Here is a 17,871-nt window from a genome sequence, read left to right as displayed (position 1 = left end):
TTAGCGGTCCACATCTGACATAACAAAATCGATACTACCCAGATGGACGATTAGGTCGGACACCAGGCTGCCACGTACCGCTACCGGGATCTGCTGCAGGTGCGCATAGCTCGGGGTACGGATACGGGTACGGTAACTCATGGTGCTGCCATCGCTGGTCAGGTAGTAACTGTTGATACCCTTGGTCGCTTCCACCATCTGGAAGGACTCGTTTGCCGGCATAACCGGACCCCACGAAACCTGCAGGAAGTGGGTGATAAGGGTTTCGATATGTTGCAGCGTGCGCTCTTTCGGCGGCGGCGTCGTCAGCGGGTGATCCGCTTTGAACGGGCCTTCCGGCATGTTATTGAGGCACTGCTCAAGGATGCGCAGACTCTGGCGCAGCTCTTCAACTTTCAGCATCACGCGGGTATAGCAGTCGGACACACCGCCGCCAACCGGGACTTCAAAGTCAAAGTTTTCATAGCCAGAGTACGGACGCGCTTTACGCACGTCGAAATCAATACCGGTCGCACGCAGCGCAGCACCGGTACAACCCCAGTCCAGCGCTTCTTTCTTACCGTAAGCGGCAACACCCTGCGAACGGCCTTTCAGGATGGTGTTACGCAGCGCGGCTTTCTCGTAAGAATCCAGACGTTTTGGCATCCAGTCGAGGAAATCACGCAGCAGTTTGTCCCAACCGCGCGGCAGATCGTGTGCCACACCGCCGATACGGAACCAGGCCGGGTGCATACGGAAACCGGTGATCGCTTCCACGACGTCGTAGATTTTCTGACGGTCAGTAAAGGCGAAGAATACCGGGGTCATCGCGCCGACGTCCTGAATGAACGTGGAGATGTACAGCAGATGACTGTTGATACGGAACAGTTCAGACAGCATGACACGAATCACGTTGACGCGATCCGGCGTGGTGATGCCTGCCAGTTTCTCAACCGCCAGTACGTAAGGCATTTCGTTAACGCAGCCGCCGAGGTACTCGATACGGTCGGTGTACGGAATGTAGCTGTGCCAGGACTGACGTTCGCCCATCTTTTCAGCGCCACGGTGGTGGTAGCCGATGTCAGGTACGCAGTCGACGATTTCTTCGCCATCAAGCTGCAGCACAATACGGAACGCACCGTGGGAAGACGGGTGGTTAGGACCGAGGTTGAGGAACATGAAGTCCTCATTTTCGGTGCTACGCTTCATGCCCCAATCTTCAGGTTTGAAGGTCAGCGCTTCCATTTCCAGATCCTGTTTGGCTTTAGTCAGCTCAAACGGGTCGAATTCAGTCGCACGCGCCGGGTAGTCTTTACGCAGCGGATGGCCTTCCCAGGTATGCGGCATCAGCAGACGCGTCAGGTGCGGGTGACCTTCGATGTCGATGCCAAACATTTCCCAGGTTTCACGCTCATACCAGTTGGCGTTCGGGAACAGTTTGGTGAAAGTCGGTACGCGCAGATCGTTTTCAGACAAAGCCACCTTGAGCATGATATCGCGATTGCGTTCAATGGAGATCAGGTGATAGAAAACGGAAAAATCCGCGGCGGGTAACCCTTCGCGGTGCGTACGCAGACGTTCGTCCATGCCGTGTAAGTCAAACAGCATGACGTAAGGTTTCGGCAGTCTCTTTAAGAAATCGCCAACTTCCAGTAATTGTTCACGCTTGACCCAAACAACGGGTACCCCGGTGCGAGTCGCCTGAACGGTAAAGGCATCCGGCCCAAAACGGTTGCGCAGTTCGCCAATGACCGGGTCATCAAGGTGATCCCGTGTTTGCCATGCGGCGTCTTGCGCGGTTAAGTCGGTCATATTGTTCACCATTGCAAATGGTCCGTGGTGGTCGGCAGTGCTTCGCGCTATTTATGTAGTGATAAGCGAAGGAAGTGCTGCTGCCGACAGGCGCAAATTAAATCTCGTCTGGTGTACGAAGATTCGTTACAGCAATACGTTCGCCGCGTTTACGCTCGCGTTCTGACTGCATATTGGCGCGATAAACGCCCTGATCGCCAACCACCCAGGAGAGCGGACGGCGTTCTTTGCCAATGGAATCTTGCAGCAGCATCAGAGCCTGCATATACGCTTCTGGGCGCGGCGGACATCCCGGGATGTACACATCGACCGGAATAAATTTATCAACGCCCTGCACCACAGAATAGATGTCGTACATCCCGCCGGAGTTGGCGCATGCGCCCATGGAAATAACCCATTTCGGTTCCAGCATCTGATCGTAGAGGCGCTGAATAACTGGCGCCATTTTGGTAAAGCAGGTTCCGGCTACGACCATCAGGTCAGCCTGACGCGGCGATGCACGCAGTACTTCCGCACCAAAACGGGCCACATCGTGCACGGCGGTAAACGAGGTCACCATCTCAACGTAGCAGCAGGAAAGGCCAAAGTTATATGGCCAAATTGAGTTTTTACGGCCCCAGTTAACCATGTCATGCAGTTTGCCCATGAACACGTTTTTGTTAACTTCTTGTTCCAGGGGGTCGGTTACGATCTCCTGTTTTTGCAGGGGGTAACGGTCGTTCTCACCGTTAGGATCTATGCGGGTGAGCGTATAATCCATCTTAATGCCTCGCGGTTAGCGTTGACGATTAGCGATACTGTTCGTTTCCGGGTTCATACGCTCGCGGCGTGAACGCGCGGGCGTCCAGTCCAGCGCGCCAATACGCACCAGATAAACCAGACCTGCCAGTAACACAAAAATAAAAATTGCAGCTTCCACAAAGCCAATCCAACCGCTTTCACGGATAGAAGTTGACCATGCGAACAGATACAGCGCTTCAACGTCGAAGATAACGAAGAACATGGCTACCAGATAAAACTTGGCAGACAGGCGCAGGCGGGCGGTGCCGACCGAGTCGATACCTGATTCAAACGGCACGTTTTTAGATCTCGCGCGTGCGCGACCCCCTAAAAACCAGCCGCCGACGAGCATCAGGCAACACAGGCCAATGGCAACGATAAGAAAGATAGCGAATGCCCAGTGATGAGCGATGATTTCAGTGGATGTTGACATACTCATTGCTTACTCATCAAAAGTAGCGCCAAATTCTCTGCTCTTTTCGGCAGATGAACGCCACATCGATTCATGGGGAGGAATAAAAAAAACCTTACAATCACTGTGAAAAATCATTTTATACAGCTAATTGATGGGGTTTTTTACTCCTTTCTATAACCTTTTGTCAACTTTAACAAAAGTTTCCTCACATTATTTTACACTAATCCAACTTCATTAACATAAAGTGCTCTTTAGACCCATTTCGATTGCATCATCGGTCATTTTTAATGTTGTTGAATCGTGTCCGTAGTGAAGTAAAAAAGATAATACACGTCTATTTTGACAGGAATTCACCCAGATGCCTCCCCCTAAATGGGAGTATTTTCTTGATCTGTGACACGCTTTTGTTAATTCACCATAAAAAACAGCAACAATTTCTCTAGTTTTTTAACATGGAAACATTTAGCAACGCGGCTGATTATTTTTCACCCTATTGTCAGTCTGTTTTTTTACCTGCTGATTTTGTTAAGTTTTAGTATATGAATGAACAGAAAGCAGTAATATTTGCATAAAAAAAGAGCCGCTGGATGTTTTTTCATCATCAGTGGCTCTTTTTTACACTTACATTTTTAAACGTTTTTTGTGACGCTTTACTCAAAGTCGCCTTCAACAATCAGCGAGTCATCTCCCCCTTCAGGGGTAAACTGATTGTATTGCCAAGGATTTTGATATGTCTGCATCGACTTAAAGATAGCCTGAGCTAATTCATTTTGCGTGGCCGGATCGCTGCACAACAGATACTCGGTATCAGGCAGAGGTGGTAATCCGTCCGCCGCACCCAGTACGCGTAAATCCGGGCTCATCATTTCTACAGGACGCGCAGTAACGCCAAGCCCTGCTTTTACCGCCGCGCGGACCGCAGGTAATGTTGAAGCGACATAAGCCAGACGCCACGGGATCTGTGCGGCATTCAACGTCGCCAGCACGATATCGCGAAACGGGCTGGGATCGTCCAGCAGAACTAACGGCACCGGTTCGCCTTTTTGCAGGATATATTCGGCTGCGCAATACCAGTGCGTCGGTGAAGTCCGCAAATTCAGGCATTCAAAATCGTCAGGGCGATTCGTGGTTACCACTAAATCCACTTCTTGCGACTTAAGCATCTCCACCATGTAAGCATTGCGTTTCACTCTTACATCAAGCGCAAGTTTCGGATAAACCGAACTAATGCGGTTAAGCAGAAATGGGAGTATGGTGTCGGCGGATTCATCAGAAGCACCGATAGTTAACACCCCCTGAAGATTGTTAAACATCAATGATGAGCATGCCTCATCATTAAATCGCAGTATTTTCCTGGCATAACCCAACAGTTGGATACCATGTTCGGTCAGCAGTTTGTTGCGTCCATGACGCGCGAACAACTCTTTCCCCACAAGTTGCTCAAGGCGCTGCATTTGCTGACTTACCGCAGACTGAGTTCGACATACTGCAGCTGCCGCAGCCGCGAAGGTATTTAGGTCGGCAACAGCAACAAAGGTTCTCAGCAGATCGAGGTCGAGGTTAATTATCGGACGATTTGCATTTATCATAGTTTTTCACTTACTCGCGGGTCATACCGGGTTAATGCTGTGCATTCAGAATCAAACAACTCCATTTGTAATGTGCCTCCCTTCAGTTTCGCTTAGTGTAACCAAGTGAAAATAAGGATGTATTTGGTTTAACAAACGAAACAATGCTCTTTCTGAGCTATTTTAAAACCCGTGATATTCATCGGAATATAGCAACGAGAAAGAGCCGTATTTTTAGCTACCGGATGATTCTGACTAATGGAAAACATGTAAATTTTGTAAATTTAAAAAATAGTTAACGAACAATAATTCACACATTAAAAACTAACTTTTCAGTATGTTATGAACAACCAACAAACATTTGAATTATCGTAAAACTCGTACTACACACCATTTCATAGGAGTTATCTTAACCTAAAACCACTATATTTATAAGTGTTATTGCGAATAATTCCGGGCGAATTGGTGTTATGTCAGTGCAACGGTTTTCGTATTATTAGTCCACTCAATTTGATGTCGTTTAAATAATAAATAATAATTAATTAAGAATCTCTCAATTCATTAATTATGCTTAACAATGGATTCACACCGCATCACGTCGGGATCAGACCGATAACAGAATTCGTGGATGAAACCTCAGTATTTTCGAATCCCGCCGTATCGCACAGATATCGGCTACATTTTGTTTTATAGGGCTAACTTTTTTCGACCAGACAAATCACCATACCAAAGCCAACAAAGCAAAACATAAATCATAAAAAACACAACAATCCAGATTATTACACTGTAATAATTGCATAATTTAGTTATTAAAAGTTAATTATCGTCCTCCTGCTTTCCAAAATCTTCTACTAAAGACCCTTCAAAACTCACCGTCGTGGGAGTACATTGTGCTGGGCTGACTTCCACGGCAGGGAGTGGCATTCACAGCTAAAAAGGTCAACGTTCATGTCCCCCATTGAAAAATCCAGCAAATTAGAAAACGTCTGTTATGACATTCGCGGCCCGGTTCTGAAGGAAGCAAAGCGCCTGGAAGAAGAAGGCAACAAAGTTCTGAAACTGAACATCGGCAACCCTGCGCCTTTCGGGTTTGAAGCACCAGATGAAATTTTAGTGGATGTGATCCGCAATTTGCCAACTGCGCAAGGATATTGCGATTCCAAAGGCCTTTATTCAGCCCGCAAAGCAATCATGCAGCATTACCAGGCCCGCGGGATGCGCGATGTAACCGTAGAAGATATCTATATCGGTAACGGCGTATCCGAATTGATTGTGCAGGCCATGCAGGCATTGCTGAACAGTGGGGACGAAATGCTGGTTCCTGCACCTGATTATCCACTGTGGACGGCGGCGGTTTCGCTCTCTGGTGGTAATGCCGTGCACTACCTGTGTGATGAATCATCAGACTGGTTCCCGGACCTGGATGATATCCGCGCCAAAATTACGCCGCGTACGCGTGGGATCGTCATCATCAACCCCAACAACCCAACCGGCGCTGTTTATTCTAAAGAGCTGCTGATGGAGATTGTTGAGATTGCTCGCCAGAACAACCTCATCATCTTTGCAGATGAGATTTACGACAAAATTCTCTACGATGACGCCGAGCACCACTCGATAGCGGCAATGGCCCCGGATCTGCTGACTATTACCTTTAACGGCCTGTCAAAAACCTATCGTGTTGCCGGTTTCCGTCAGGGCTGGATGGTACTGAACGGACCGAAGAAACATGCCAAAGGGTATATCGAAGGCCTTGAGATGCTGGCTTCTATGCGCCTGTGTGCGAACGTCCCTGCACAACATGCCATTCAGACCGCGCTGGGCGGATATCAGAGCATCAGCGAATTCATCATGCCTGGCGGACGTCTGTATGAGCAACGTAACCGCGCCTGGGAACTGCTCAATGATATTCCTGGCGTCTCTTGCGTAAAACCGCGCGGTGCACTGTATATGTTCCCGAAAATTGACGCCAAGCGCTTCAATATTCATGACGACCAGAAGATGGTGCTCGACTTCCTGTTGCAGGAAAAAGTACTGCTGGTCCAGGGGACAGCATTCAACTGGCCGTGGCCGGATCATTTCCGCATCGTTACGCTGCCGCGAATTGATGATATCGAAATGTCGTTGAGTAAATTTGAGCGTTTCCTGTCAGGGTATCGCCAGCTGTAACCACGCAAAGTGCTACCGGGTTTGCATCCGGTAGCACTCTCTGCGCAAAATACCGTTACTGAAGTCACTGAGTAAGGGTCGTTATGAAGCAGAGCCACTTTTTTGCCCACCTCTCCCGTCTGAAACTCATTAACCGCTGGCCGCTGATGCGCAACGTGCGCACCGAAAACGTGTCCGAACACAGTCTGCAGGTTGCTATGGTTGCTCATGCGCTGGCCGCGATCAAAAACCGTAAATTTGGTGGTCAGGTAAATGCTGAGCGTATTGCCCTGCTGGCGATGTATCACGATGCGTCAGAGGTGTTAACCGGCGATCTCCCTACCCCAGTGAAATATTTCAACTCGCAGATTGCTCAGGAATATAAAGCGATAGAGAAAATTGCCCAGCAAAAACTGGTCGATATGGTTCCCGATGAGTTACGCGATATTTTTGCACCGCTCATTGATGAACATGCCTTAAGTGAAGAAGAAAGATCGATTGTTAAACAGGCCGATGCCCTGTGCGCGTATCTGAAGTGCCTGGAAGAACTCTCCGCCGGTAACAACGAATTTCTGCTGGCGAAAACACGTCTGGAAAAAACGCTGGAGTCACGACGCAGCGAAGAGATGGACTACTTTATGGACGTGTTTGTCCCAAGCTTTCACCTTTCATTAGATGAAATCAGCCAGGATTCACCGCTTTAAACGATTTTACCGGATGCGTCTAACGCCTTATCCGGCCTACAGGTAACGTGATATCCGTAGGCCTGATAAGCGCAGCGCCATCAGGCGTTTACTGCGGCGGTCAAAACGGGAACAGCATCGGGATCATCACCACGCACACTGCCATGACAATCACCGTAAACGGTACGCCAATCTTCACGAAGTCGCTAAAGCTGTAGTTACCCGGCCCGAGCACCAGTGTGTTTACCGGTGAAGACACTGGCGTCATAAAGGCTGCGGAAGCCGCCATCGCAATCACCATCGCAAACGGATACGGCGAAACGCCCATCGACTTTGCCGCCGCCAGCGCAATCGGCGCCATCAGTACCGCCGTCGCGGTGTTAGAGATAAATAACCCAATGGTCGCGCACAGCACGAACAGGCAGCCCAGCATCATATACGGGCCGTACCCACCACCAACGTCCATTAGCCCTTTCACCACCAGATCGACGCCGCCCGTTTTCTGTAATGCCAGCGCAAAAGGCATCATCCCGACAATCAAAATAATGCTTGGCCAGTGAATGGCTTTGTAGGCGCTTTCGGCATCGATGCAGCGGAATTTTCCCATCAGCAAACAAGCGATAATCGCGGCAACCGTATTAGGGATTTCATCTGTGAGCATTAACGCGACCATCAGTACCAGACAGAAAATCGCATGCGGCGCCTGGCTGTGCGCCGGAGAAGCTTCACTGACTTCCACAGGCATATTTAGCACCACAAAATCGCGCCCTTTTTGTCCAAGCAGCGTGATCAGCTTCCAGTTGCCCACCACTAAAATGATATCGCCCATCAACAGCGGCTCATCAACCACCGCCCCGGCCAACGCGGTACCATCGCGCTTCAGCCCAACGACATTCAGCCCGTAACGCGTACGAAAAGCGATTTCCCGTACCGTTTTGCCGATCAATTCCGACTCAGGGATCAGAGAGATTTCGGCCATGCCCACATCAAGCGCCTGCTCGGAGAAGTATTCTCCACGCAGCACCATCGGTTCCAACAGTTGCTCAGCGCAAAATTCACGCAGGTCGACATCGGCCGCAGACATATCAATCAGCAATACGTCACGAGCACGAAACTCAGAAACCCCGTTTACGTCAACGATCACGCGACGAAAACGACGCCAGCGCTCCACGCCAATCACGTTTGCCCCGTAGCGCTCACGCAGTTTCAGGTCGTCCAGACGCTGGCCTATCATAGGAGAACCCGGGCGAATCGCCAGGCGACGCGCGCGCCCGGTCAGGCGATATTCTTTAATCAGATCGCGAAAGGTCCGGCGCTTCCAGCCGTCGCCCGGCTGCCCGGAGTCTTCACCCTTCAGCATAAAACGCATCACCAGCATATAAATTATGCCAAGTACCAACACCACCAATCCCAGTGGGGTTACGCTAAAAAAGCTAAAACCATTAAGTCCTTCACGTAACAGTTCACTGTTGACGACCAGGTTTGGCGGCGTTGCCACCAGCGTCATCATGCCGCTTATCAAGCCGGCAAAACTTAGCGGCATCATCAGGCGTGAAGGGGAAATTTCCATGCGCATGGAAACACTTAAGACAACCGGAATAAAGATGGCGACCACACCGGTCGAACTCATGAATGCACCGAGACCAGCTACGGTTATCATCAGCAACACCAGCATTTTGACTTCACTGCTACCGGCGACCTTCACCAGCCAGGCACCCATTACTGTCGCCACACCGGTACGCACGAGGCCGTCACCGATAATGAATAAAGCCGCTATCAAAATAACGTTAGGATCGCTGAACCCTGAGAAAGCCTCTGTGATGCTCAATGTTCCACTCAGAACAAAGGCAATAATGACCAGCAAAGCGATCGCGTCCATACGCACTCTGCCAGTTGCAAACAAGACGACGGCAATCGCCAGCAATGAGAGAACCCATATCAATTCACCGTTCACAACATATCCTTGTTAAATGAGAGGGATGGACTGATTCTGCCATAAAAAAGCCCCAACAATCTGGGGCTAAATCATGATCAGGTATTTCTTATAACGACCACATTTCCGTTGGGTTGTTTGGTCACAGAAATATGTTCCAGACTGGTCAGCGAAAAATCAACCTCGTCCAGACGCGGCGTATCAGTTGGCGCGTTGACCGCGATGACATGACACCCAGCTGCCAGTCCTGAAAGCACCCCGGCGGGGGCATCTTCCACCACGGCACATTCCTGCGGCGCCAGGCCCAGAAGCTGAGCGCCTAACAGATACGCGTCTGGCTCTGGTTTCCCTCTTTTTACCCGCTCGGCGGTGACAAACACTTCAGGAGCAGGAAGCCCAGCAACACGATGGCGCGCCCGTGCGACCGGCATAGAGCCTGAGGTCACAATCGCCCATGGAATACCCGCTTTATTGAGATGGTTGAGTAAATCAACAGCCCCAGGCAGCGCAGTGATCCCGGCGGTTTCTGTCGCTTCGATCTGCTCCAGACGGGTAAACTCCGCGGCGATCTCTGCCTCAGATTTGCCCACCATAAAGTGTCGCAGGGAGGTAATGGCCTGCTTGCCATGAATAAAGCCGAGCACTTCGGCGTGATCGAGGCCAAAACGATCGGCCCAGTTGCACCACGCACGCTCTACTGCGGGTAGGGAATCGACCAGCGTTCCATCCAGATCAAACAGAAAACCTTTGCACTGCACGCTCGCCCCCTCAGGCATTAATGATTTGGTTAATTTCATTCGCGCTCAGGTGATACTGGCGCGGGCAAGAGTGCCAGACATTCAACATACGCTGATATTTTTCCCACATCGGGGTCTGGGCGTTGAAGCCATGCGTACCCGCATCAAAGTGGGTATAGCGACCTTCCACATTCACCATAAAGCGAACGTATCCGAGGAAACGGGCTTCCGTTGCGGCGTCAAAACCGAGGAAAGTCACGCGGCGCTCATCAATAGCCTGTGCATCCTTAAGATTAGTCCAGGACACATGTAATGCGTGATACATCTCCATAATATCGATAATCGTACGACAGGTTTCTTCCGTCAGTTCACCAAACTCACGATCCAGCTCACGCATCTGCAAGCCGTAACCGCGTTCAATAATCGTTTGCAAACGACGATAACGCTCGGCGTTAGTTGGGTCGAGCATAGTCATCATTTTGTACTGATTCGACAAAATCAGACGTTGAGCGTTGGTCATTTCCATTTGGGACTCCTGTATCACTACTACTGCGATGAAAAAAAAGAAGGCATCTTGTGCCTTCTTTTATATGCGTAATCAGGGGTCAATTACAAATCATCAAGGAAAGTTTTATCCAGTTGTTTGAAGGCGCGCTTAAGCGTGTCAGCCAGCGCCTGGTAATCCGGCTTTCCTTCTACCGGAGAGAGCGCCTGTCCGGCTTCTTGCAATTTACCCCGAACTTCGTAGAACCAGTTGAGTATTGAAGGCGGCAGCGGCGTTACGGAACGTTTACCCAGCCACCACATGCCCTGCATCGGCAGGCTGAGCGCAAACAGCGCGGTCGCCACGGCCGGTCCCAACTGTCCCCCTAGCGCAATTTGCCAGCATAAGGTGAAGACGGCGATAGGCGGCATAAAACGGATTGCGTAACGTGTCATACGGATCACACGGTTCTCTACAAACACGGGCGCGAGGCGCTTTTCCATTGGCCACGTCTTCGCGTAGTGCTGCCCCCGGCGAAACAAGCTAAAAAAATTGACGGAACGATTATCCGGTGTCGACATGGCGGTTACCTCAACTTCACATATAAAAATTAAAAAATTTGTGCAAAACAACAACTACAAGGGACATCGTTCAAAACATTTTGTCTTTGATACCCACATTCAGGTATCCTGTGCCGGCCTGTAAGGCCTTTAGTCCAAAATCATTGAGTCGTCAAATTGACACATAGTATGCCATTGGCTGAAAAATACGCAAAATGACATAGACTCAAAGGTATTTATTCCATCGTGCCCAAAAAGACCATGGCGCATGATGTTAATCATAAACGTCGGTGTCATCATGCGCTACGCTCTATGACTCCCTGACGTTTTTTTAGCCACGTATCATAAATAGGTACTTCCATGTCGAGTAAGTTAGTACTGGTTCTGAACTGCGGTAGCTCCTCACTGAAATTTGCCATCATCGATGCAGTAAACGGTGAAGAATACCTTTCTGGTTTAGCCGAATGTTTCCATCTCCCAGAAGCACGTATCAAATGGAAAATGGATGGCGGTAAACAAGAAGCGGCTTTAGGTGCAGGCGCCGCTCACAGTGAAGCGCTGAATTTTATCGTTAATACTATTCTGGCACAAAAACCAGAACTGTCTGCTCAGCTGACTGCGATTGGTCACCGTGTTGTTCACGGCGGCGAAAAATACACCGGCTCTGTAGTTATCGACGATTCCGTTATTCAGGGTATCAAAGATGCAGCCTCTTTTGCACCGCTGCACAACCCTGCACACCTGATCGGTATCGCTGAAGCGCTGAAATCCTTCCCGAATCTGAAAGACAAAAACGTGGCCGTATTCGACACCGCGTTCCATCAGACTATGCCGGAAGAATCTTACCTCTACGCCCTGCCGTACAGCCTGTACAAAGAACATGGCGTTCGTCGTTACGGCGCGCACGGTACCAGCCACTTCTTCGTTACTCAGGAAGCGGCTAAAGTGCTGAACAAACCGGTTGATGAGCTGAACATCATCACTTGCCACCTGGGCAACGGCGGTTCTGTATCTGCTATCCGTAACGGTAAATGTGTTGATACCTCCATGGGTCTGACCCCACTGGAAGGTCTGGTGATGGGTACGCGTTCCGGTGACATCGACCCGGCGATCATCTTCCACCTGCACGACACCCTGGGCATGAGCGTTGACCAGATCAACAAAATGCTGACCAAAGAGTCCGGCCTGCTGGGTCTGACCGAAGTCACCAGCGACTGCCGCTATGTTGAAGATAACTACGCGACTAAAGAAGACGCTAAACGTGCAATGGACGTTTACTGCCACCGTCTGGCGAAATACATCGGTTCTTACACTGCGCTGATGGATGGTCGTCTGGATGCCGTTGTCTTCACCGGTGGTATCGGTGAAAACGCCGCGATGGTTCGTGAACTGTCTCTGGGCAAACTGGGCGTTCTGGGCTTTGAAGTAGACCACGAACGTAACCTGGCCGCACGTTTCGGCAAATCTGGTTTCATCAACAAAGAAGGTACCCGTCCTGCGGTGGTTATCCCAACCAACGAAGAACTGGTTATCGCGCAAGACGCGAGCCGTCTGACCGCCTGATTTCACACCGCCAGCCTAGCTGGCGGTGCTGTTTTGTAACCCGCCTGAAACGGGCGGTAACGAAAGAGGATAAACCGTGTCCCGTATTATTATGCTGATCCCTACCGGAACCAGCGTCGGTCTGACCAGCGTCAGCCTTGGCGTGATCCGCGCAATGGAACGCAAAGGCGTTCGTCTGAGCGTCTTCAAGCCGATCGCTCAACCGCGTGCCGGTGGCGATGCGCCAGACCAGACTACCAGCATCGTCCGTGCTAACTCTTCTCTGCCAGCCGCTGAGCCGCTGAAGATGAGCCACGTTGAATCTCTGCTGTCCAGCAATCAGAAAGATGTGCTGATGGAAGAGATCATCGCGAACTACCACGCGAACACTAAAGACGCTGAAGTTGTCCTGGTTGAAGGCCTGGTCCCAACCCGTAAACATCAGTTCGCGCAGTCTCTGAACTATGAAATCGCGAAAACGCTGAATGCAGAAATCGTCTTCGTTATGTCTCAGGGCACCGATACCCCGGAACAACTGAACGAGCGTATTGAACTGACTCGCAGCAGCTTCGGTGGCGCGAAAAACACCAACATCACCGGCGTAATCGTTAACAAACTGAACGCACCGGTTGATGAGCAGGGCCGTACTCGCCCGGATCTGTCCGAGATTTTCGATGACTCTTCCAAAGCGAAAGTGATCAAAGTTGATCCGGCTAAACTGCAAGAATCCAGCCCGCTGCCGGTTCTGGGCGCGGTGCCATGGAGCTTCGATCTGATCGCTACCCGTGCAATCGATATGGCGCGTCACCTGAACGCCACCATCGTTAACGAAGGCGATATCAACACCCGCCGCGTGAAGTCTGTGACTTTCTGCGCACGCAGCATTCCGCACATGCTCGAGCACTTCCGTGCTGGTTCTCTGCTGGTAACATCTGCCGATCGTCCTGACGTGCTGGTTGCAGCATGCCTGGCGGCCATGAACGGCGTAGAAATCGGTGCCCTGCTGCTGACTGGCGGCTATGAAATGGACGCGCGCATTACCAAACTGTGCGAACGTGCATTCGAAACCGGCCTGCCGGTATTCATGGTCAACACCAACACCTGGCAGACCTCTCTGAGCCTGCAGAGCTTCAACCTGGAAGTTCCGGTTGACGATCACGAGCGTATCGAAAAAGTTCAGGAATACGTTGCTAACTTCATCAACGCTGACTGGATTGAATCTCTGACCGCAACGTCTGAGCGCAGCCGTCGTCTGTCTCCACCAGCGTTCCGTTATCAGTTGACCGAGCTGGCGCGTAAAGCGGGCAAACGCGTTGTTCTGCCGGAAGGCGACGAACCGCGTACCGTTAAAGCGGCAGCCATCTGTGCTGAACGTGGTATCGCAACCTGCGTACTGCTGGGTAACCCGGATGAGATCACCCGCGTTGCGGCCTCTCAGGGCGTTGAACTTGGCGCTGGCGTAGAAATCGTTGATCCAGATGTGGTTCGCGAAAGCTACGTTGCTCGTCTGGTCGAACTGCGTAAGAACAAAGGCATGACCGAAACCGTTGCCCGCGAACAGCTGGAAGACAACGTCGTTCTCGGTACCCTGATGCTGGAACAGGACGACGTTGACGGTCTGGTTTCCGGTGCCGTTCACACTACTGCGAACACCATTCGTCCACCGCTGCAGCTGATCAAAACTGCACCGGGTAGTTCCCTGGTGTCTTCTGTGTTCTTCATGCTGCTGCCGGATCAGGTTTACGTTTACGGCGACTGCGCGATCAACCCGGATCCAACCGCAGAACAGCTGGCAGAAATCGCTATTCAGTCCGCTGAATCCGCGATTGCCTTCGGTATCGAACCGCGCGTTGCGATGCTCTCCTACTCCACCGGTACCTCTGGTGCAGGTAGCGACGTAGAGAAAGTTCGTGAAGCGACTCGTCTGGCGCAGGAAAAACGTCCTGACCTGATGATCGACGGCCCACTGCAGTACGACGCCGCCGTTATGGCTGACGTTGCGAAATCCAAAGCGCCGAACTCTCCGGTTGCAGGTCGAGCTACCGTGTTCATCTTCCCGGATCTGAACACCGGTAACACCACCTACAAAGCGGTACAGCGCTCTGCCGACCTGATCTCCATCGGGCCGATGCTGCAGGGTATGCGCAAGCCGGTGAACGACCTGTCTCGTGGCGCGCTGGTAGACGATATCGTCTATACCATTGCACTGACCGCGATCCAGTCTTCCCAGCAGCAGCAGTAATCTGCCGAGTGTGCCGGATCTCTTATCCGGCAACACATCTACTTATCAAACCGGAAATAGCTGATATTTCCGGTTTTTTTATGTCTGTTTCCCCTTTGGCATAATCTGAAATATTTGCCTGAATGCGCTGCATCAATGAATAACTATTCTTCTGTTCGCATACTTACCCTCTTTGCGTTGCAACAGGGATAGTCTTTCATGTCAGCAGTAACAGAATCACAGCCAGCCAAAAAATGGGCGATGCCCGACACGCTGGTGATTATTTTTTTCGTCGCTATTTTAACCAGTCTGGCGACATGGGTTGTTCCCGTCGGGATGTTCGACAGCCAGGAGGTGCAGTACCAGGTTGACGGGCAAACTAAGACCCGTAAGGTGGTTGACCCCCACTCTTTCCGTATTCTGACCAATGAAGCCGGTGAAGAGCAGTATCACCCGGTTAAGTTTTTTACCACCGGCGATGAGCGTCCTGGCCTGATGAACTTTCCGTTCGAAGGGTTAACCTCCGGCTCGAAATTCGGCACCGCGGTCGGCATCATTATGTTTATGCTGGTCATTGGCGGCGCATTTGGCATCGTTATGCGTACCGGCACCATTGATAACGGCATCCTGGCGCTCATCCGCCATACGCGGGGCAACGAGATCCTCTTTATCCCAGTGCTGTTTATTCTCTTCTCCTTAGGCGGCGCGGTGTTTGGCATGGGGGAAGAGGCGGTTGCCTTTGCCATTATCATCGCGCCGCTGATGGTGCGCTTGGGTTACGACAGTATCACCACCGTTCTGGTTACCTATATCGCGACTCAGATTGGTTTCGCCAGCTCATGGATGAACCCATTTTGCGTGGTGGTCGCGCAAGGCATTGCGGGCGTTCCGGTGCTCTCCGGCTCAGGTTTGCGTATCGTGGTGTGGGTCGTTGCCACAATGATTGGCCTGACCTTCACGCTGGCCTATGCGGCGCGCATCAAAAAGAATCCGCAGCTGTCGCGCGTGCATGAATCAGACCGTTTCTTCCGCGAACAGCAGGATGAAGTCATTGAGCGCCGCTTCACGCTCGGCGACTGGCTGGTGCTGATGGTGCTGACGGGCGTGATCGTGTGGGTCATTTGGGGCGTTATCGTCCACGCATGGTTTATTCCTGAGATTGCCAGCCAGTTCTTCACGATGGGCCTGGTAATTGGCATTATCGGCGTCGTGTTTCGGCTCAACGGCATGACGGTCAACATCATGGCCTCCTCATTCACTGAGGGAGCACGAATGATGATTGCCCCTGCCCTGCTGGTTGGTTTTGCCAAAGGCATTTTACTGCTGGTCGGTAATGGAGAGGCGGGTGAAGCCAGCGTGTTAAACACTCTGCTGCACAGTATTGCCAATGGCATCAGCGGACTGGATAACGCCATCGCGGCGTGGTTTATGCTGTTGTTCCAGGCGGTGTTTAATTTCTTCGTCACCTCCGGCTCTGGTCAGGCAGCGTTGACCATGCCGCTGTTAGCGCCGCTGGGCGATCTGGTTGGCGTCAACCGTCAGGTTACCGTGCTGGCCTTCCAGTTTGGCGACGGATTCAGCCATATTATCTATCCGACGTCGGCATCTCTGATGGCTACGTTAGGTGTTTGTCGGGTGGATTTTCGTAACTGGCTGAAGGTAGGTGCTACGCTGTTGGGGCTGCTGTTTATTATGTCCAGCGTGGTGGTGATTGGTGCGCAGATAATGGGTTACCATTAAAAACCGCACGTCCGGCCTACTCGATTTCTCGACGCAGTAGGCCGGATGAACAGAGGTTACTCAGCTTCTTCCTGCTTTTCGGCTTTCGCCCCTTCATTCTTGGCGTTGCGGGTCATCCACAGCGCCAGGGCTTTCAGGGAGTCCGGTGTAAATTCGTCGCAGCGCGCGGTAATTTCTTCCGGCGTCAGCCAGCAAACTTCGCTAATTTCTTCTTCCTGCAGCGCGAACGGTCCGTGGGAAACACAGCTAAACAGCCCGCCCCATACGCGACAGTTCTGGTCTTCAAAGTAAAACTGACCATGCTCGGCAAACGGCACGCCCGCAATCCCCAGTTCCTCTTCTGCTTCACGGCGCGCTGATTCCAGCATCTGCTCGTCAGCCTGAACAACACCGCCTGCGGTGGCATCCAGCATACCGGGCAAAAAATCTTTTGTCTCAGTGCGACGTTGAACCAGAATTTTGCCCATACCATCATGCACAACGATATACGTTGCACGATGGCGTAAGCGTTGCGCCCGCATTTGTTCCCGGCTGGACTGTGCAATGACCTCATTGTCTTCATTCACAATATCCACCCATTCAGTACTTGCCAAACGACGCTGTTCCACCATCAGGAAACCTTCTTTTTTCTGGCGCTCTTACGGCGCGTTTATGTTTGTGGGGTAAATTACGGATTAATCTCGACCTGTGCAATAACACTTTGATCATTGAGTGCCATTACGCTGAGAACATTATCATCCAGAATCCCGTAACTTGCCGCAAAGCCCCCTTTAGGGATGCTTACCGAGCCGGGATTGAAATGATAGATATCCTCGCGCAGCTCAGCAACCGGCAGATGAGTATGCCCATAAACCAGAACATCGCCCGCATTGAGCGCCGGCATATTTTGCGGGCCAAAAAGATGTCCGTGCGTCAAAAAGAGTCGCTGGTTTTCTGTCAGAATTTGCTGCCACGGCGCAGTCATCGGAAAATGCAGGAGCATCTGATCCACTTCGCTGTCGCAATTACCACGCACCGCAATAATTCGCGATGCCTGTTCATTCAGCCGTTCTGCAACCTGCGCAGGTGCATAGCCTTCTGGAAGCGCATTACGCGGCCCGTGGTTTAAAACATCACCCAATATCACCAGCCATTGCGCGCCGCTTGCAGCAAACCGTTCGAGTACGCGTTCCGTGGCTGGCAACGAACCATGAATGTCCGATGCGAACATCAGTTTCATCACTCACTCCTCGCTGAAAAGTACCTTGTAATGATACTGGATTACGGCCCGTT

15 protein-coding genes are annotated in these 17,871 nt (G+C 51.3%); 5 read left to right on the top strand and 10 right to left on the bottom strand.

The window, feature by feature from the left end:
• The 4 genes from nuoC to lrhA all read right to left on the bottom strand — a co-directional run bounded on the left by nuoC (position 1) and on the right by lrhA (position 4,575).
• Positions 1 to 1,803, bottom strand: a complete 1,803-nt coding sequence (gene nuoC, locus OGV85_RS14275; protein ID WP_003028072.1) for an NADH-quinone oxidoreductase subunit C/D — start codon at positions 1,801 to 1,803, stop codon at positions 1 to 3.
• A gap of 85 nt (positions 1,804 to 1,888) precedes the next feature.
• A complete protein-coding gene (nuoB, locus tag OGV85_RS14270; protein ID WP_003028075.1) occupies positions 1,889 to 2,551 on the bottom strand; it encodes an NADH-quinone oxidoreductase subunit NuoB in 663 nt (220 codons plus the stop codon).
• Between the two features lie 15 nt (positions 2,552 to 2,566).
• Positions 2,567 to 3,010 (bottom strand): NADH-quinone oxidoreductase subunit NuoA, encoded by a 444-nt coding sequence (gene nuoA, locus OGV85_RS14265; RefSeq protein ID WP_003028077.1) that lies wholly within the window; start codon positions 3,008 to 3,010, stop codon positions 2,567 to 2,569.
• A gap of 626 nt (positions 3,011 to 3,636) precedes the next feature.
• Positions 3,637 to 4,575: a transcriptional regulator LrhA gene (lrhA, locus tag OGV85_RS14260; protein WP_003028079.1), complete on the bottom strand. Its 939-nt coding sequence runs from the start codon at positions 4,573 to 4,575 to the stop codon at positions 3,637 to 3,639.
• A 927-nt stretch (positions 4,576 to 5,502) separates the two neighbouring features.
• Between lrhA and alaA the strand changes: the two genes are divergently transcribed.
• Together alaA and yfbR are read left to right on the top strand one after the other, a co-directional pair.
• Positions 5,503 to 6,720: an alanine transaminase AlaA gene (alaA, locus tag OGV85_RS14255; RefSeq protein WP_003028082.1), complete on the top strand. Its 1,218-nt coding sequence runs from the start codon at positions 5,503 to 5,505 to the stop codon at positions 6,718 to 6,720.
• 83 nt (positions 6,721 to 6,803) lie between these two features.
• On the top strand, positions 6,804 to 7,403 hold the full coding sequence (gene yfbR, locus OGV85_RS14250; protein ID WP_003028083.1) for a 5'-deoxynucleotidase: 600 nt from the start codon (positions 6,804 to 6,806) through the stop codon (positions 7,401 to 7,403).
• Between the two features lie 100 nt (positions 7,404 to 7,503).
• On the opposite strand, the gene OGV85_RS14245 is transcribed toward yfbR, so the two are convergent.
• The 4 genes from OGV85_RS14245 to yfbV form a co-directional block, all read right to left on the bottom strand.
• Positions 7,504 to 9,336 (bottom strand): SLC13 family permease, encoded by a 1,833-nt coding sequence (locus tag OGV85_RS14245; RefSeq protein WP_003028084.1) that lies wholly within the window; start codon positions 9,334 to 9,336, stop codon positions 7,504 to 7,506.
• A 77-nt stretch (positions 9,337 to 9,413) separates the two neighbouring features.
• Entirely contained in the window at positions 9,414 to 10,091 is a 678-nt protein-coding gene (locus OGV85_RS14240) for a sugar phosphatase (RefSeq protein ID WP_085952518.1), read from the bottom strand.
• Positions 10,084 to 10,578 (bottom strand): YfbU family protein, encoded by a 495-nt coding sequence (locus OGV85_RS14235; protein WP_003028086.1) that lies wholly within the window; start codon positions 10,576 to 10,578, stop codon positions 10,084 to 10,086. The genes OGV85_RS14240 and OGV85_RS14235 overlap by 8 nt, the downstream gene beginning before the upstream one ends.
• A gap of 83 nt (positions 10,579 to 10,661) precedes the next feature.
• The gene (yfbV, locus tag OGV85_RS14230; protein WP_003028087.1) at positions 10,662 to 11,117 is read right to left on the bottom strand and encodes a terminus macrodomain insulation protein YfbV; all 456 of its coding nucleotides are present in this window, start codon (positions 11,115 to 11,117) and stop codon (positions 10,662 to 10,664) included.
• 339 nt (positions 11,118 to 11,456) lie between these two features.
• On the opposite strand from yfbV, the gene ackA reads away from it, so the two are divergent.
• From ackA to yfcC, 3 genes are all read left to right on the top strand, one after another.
• Positions 11,457 to 12,659 (top strand): acetate kinase, encoded by a 1,203-nt coding sequence (ackA, locus tag OGV85_RS14225; RefSeq protein WP_003028092.1) that lies wholly within the window; start codon positions 11,457 to 11,459, stop codon positions 12,657 to 12,659.
• A gap of 76 nt (positions 12,660 to 12,735) precedes the next feature.
• Positions 12,736 to 14,880: a phosphate acetyltransferase gene (gene pta / locus OGV85_RS14220; RefSeq protein ID WP_003028094.1), complete on the top strand. Its 2,145-nt coding sequence runs from the start codon at positions 12,736 to 12,738 to the stop codon at positions 14,878 to 14,880.
• Between the two features lie 198 nt (positions 14,881 to 15,078).
• A complete protein-coding gene (gene yfcC, locus OGV85_RS14215; protein ID WP_061547526.1) occupies positions 15,079 to 16,599 on the top strand; it encodes a putative basic amino acid antiporter YfcC in 1,521 nt (506 codons plus the stop codon).
• A 56-nt stretch (positions 16,600 to 16,655) separates the two neighbouring features.
• Here yfcC and yfcD read toward each other — a convergent pair whose 3' ends face one another.
• Both yfcD and yfcE read right to left on the bottom strand, forming a co-directional pair.
• The gene (gene yfcD / locus OGV85_RS14210; protein WP_003839343.1) at positions 16,656 to 17,210 is read right to left on the bottom strand and encodes an NUDIX hydrolase YfcD; all 555 of its coding nucleotides are present in this window, start codon (positions 17,208 to 17,210) and stop codon (positions 16,656 to 16,658) included.
• 56 nt (positions 17,211 to 17,266) lie between these two features.
• Positions 17,267 to 17,818, bottom strand: coding sequence for a phosphodiesterase (gene yfcE / locus OGV85_RS14205; RefSeq protein WP_061547527.1), 552 nt, complete (start codon positions 17,816 to 17,818; stop codon positions 17,267 to 17,269).
• Between the last annotated feature and the right edge of the window lie 53 nt (positions 17,819 to 17,871).

It is taken from the genome of Citrobacter sp. Cf132, assembly GCF_030333885.1.
Lineage (GTDB): Bacteria > Pseudomonadota > Gammaproteobacteria > Enterobacterales > Enterobacteriaceae > Citrobacter > Citrobacter freundii.
This window is presented reverse-complemented; position numbering and strand designations above follow the sequence as displayed.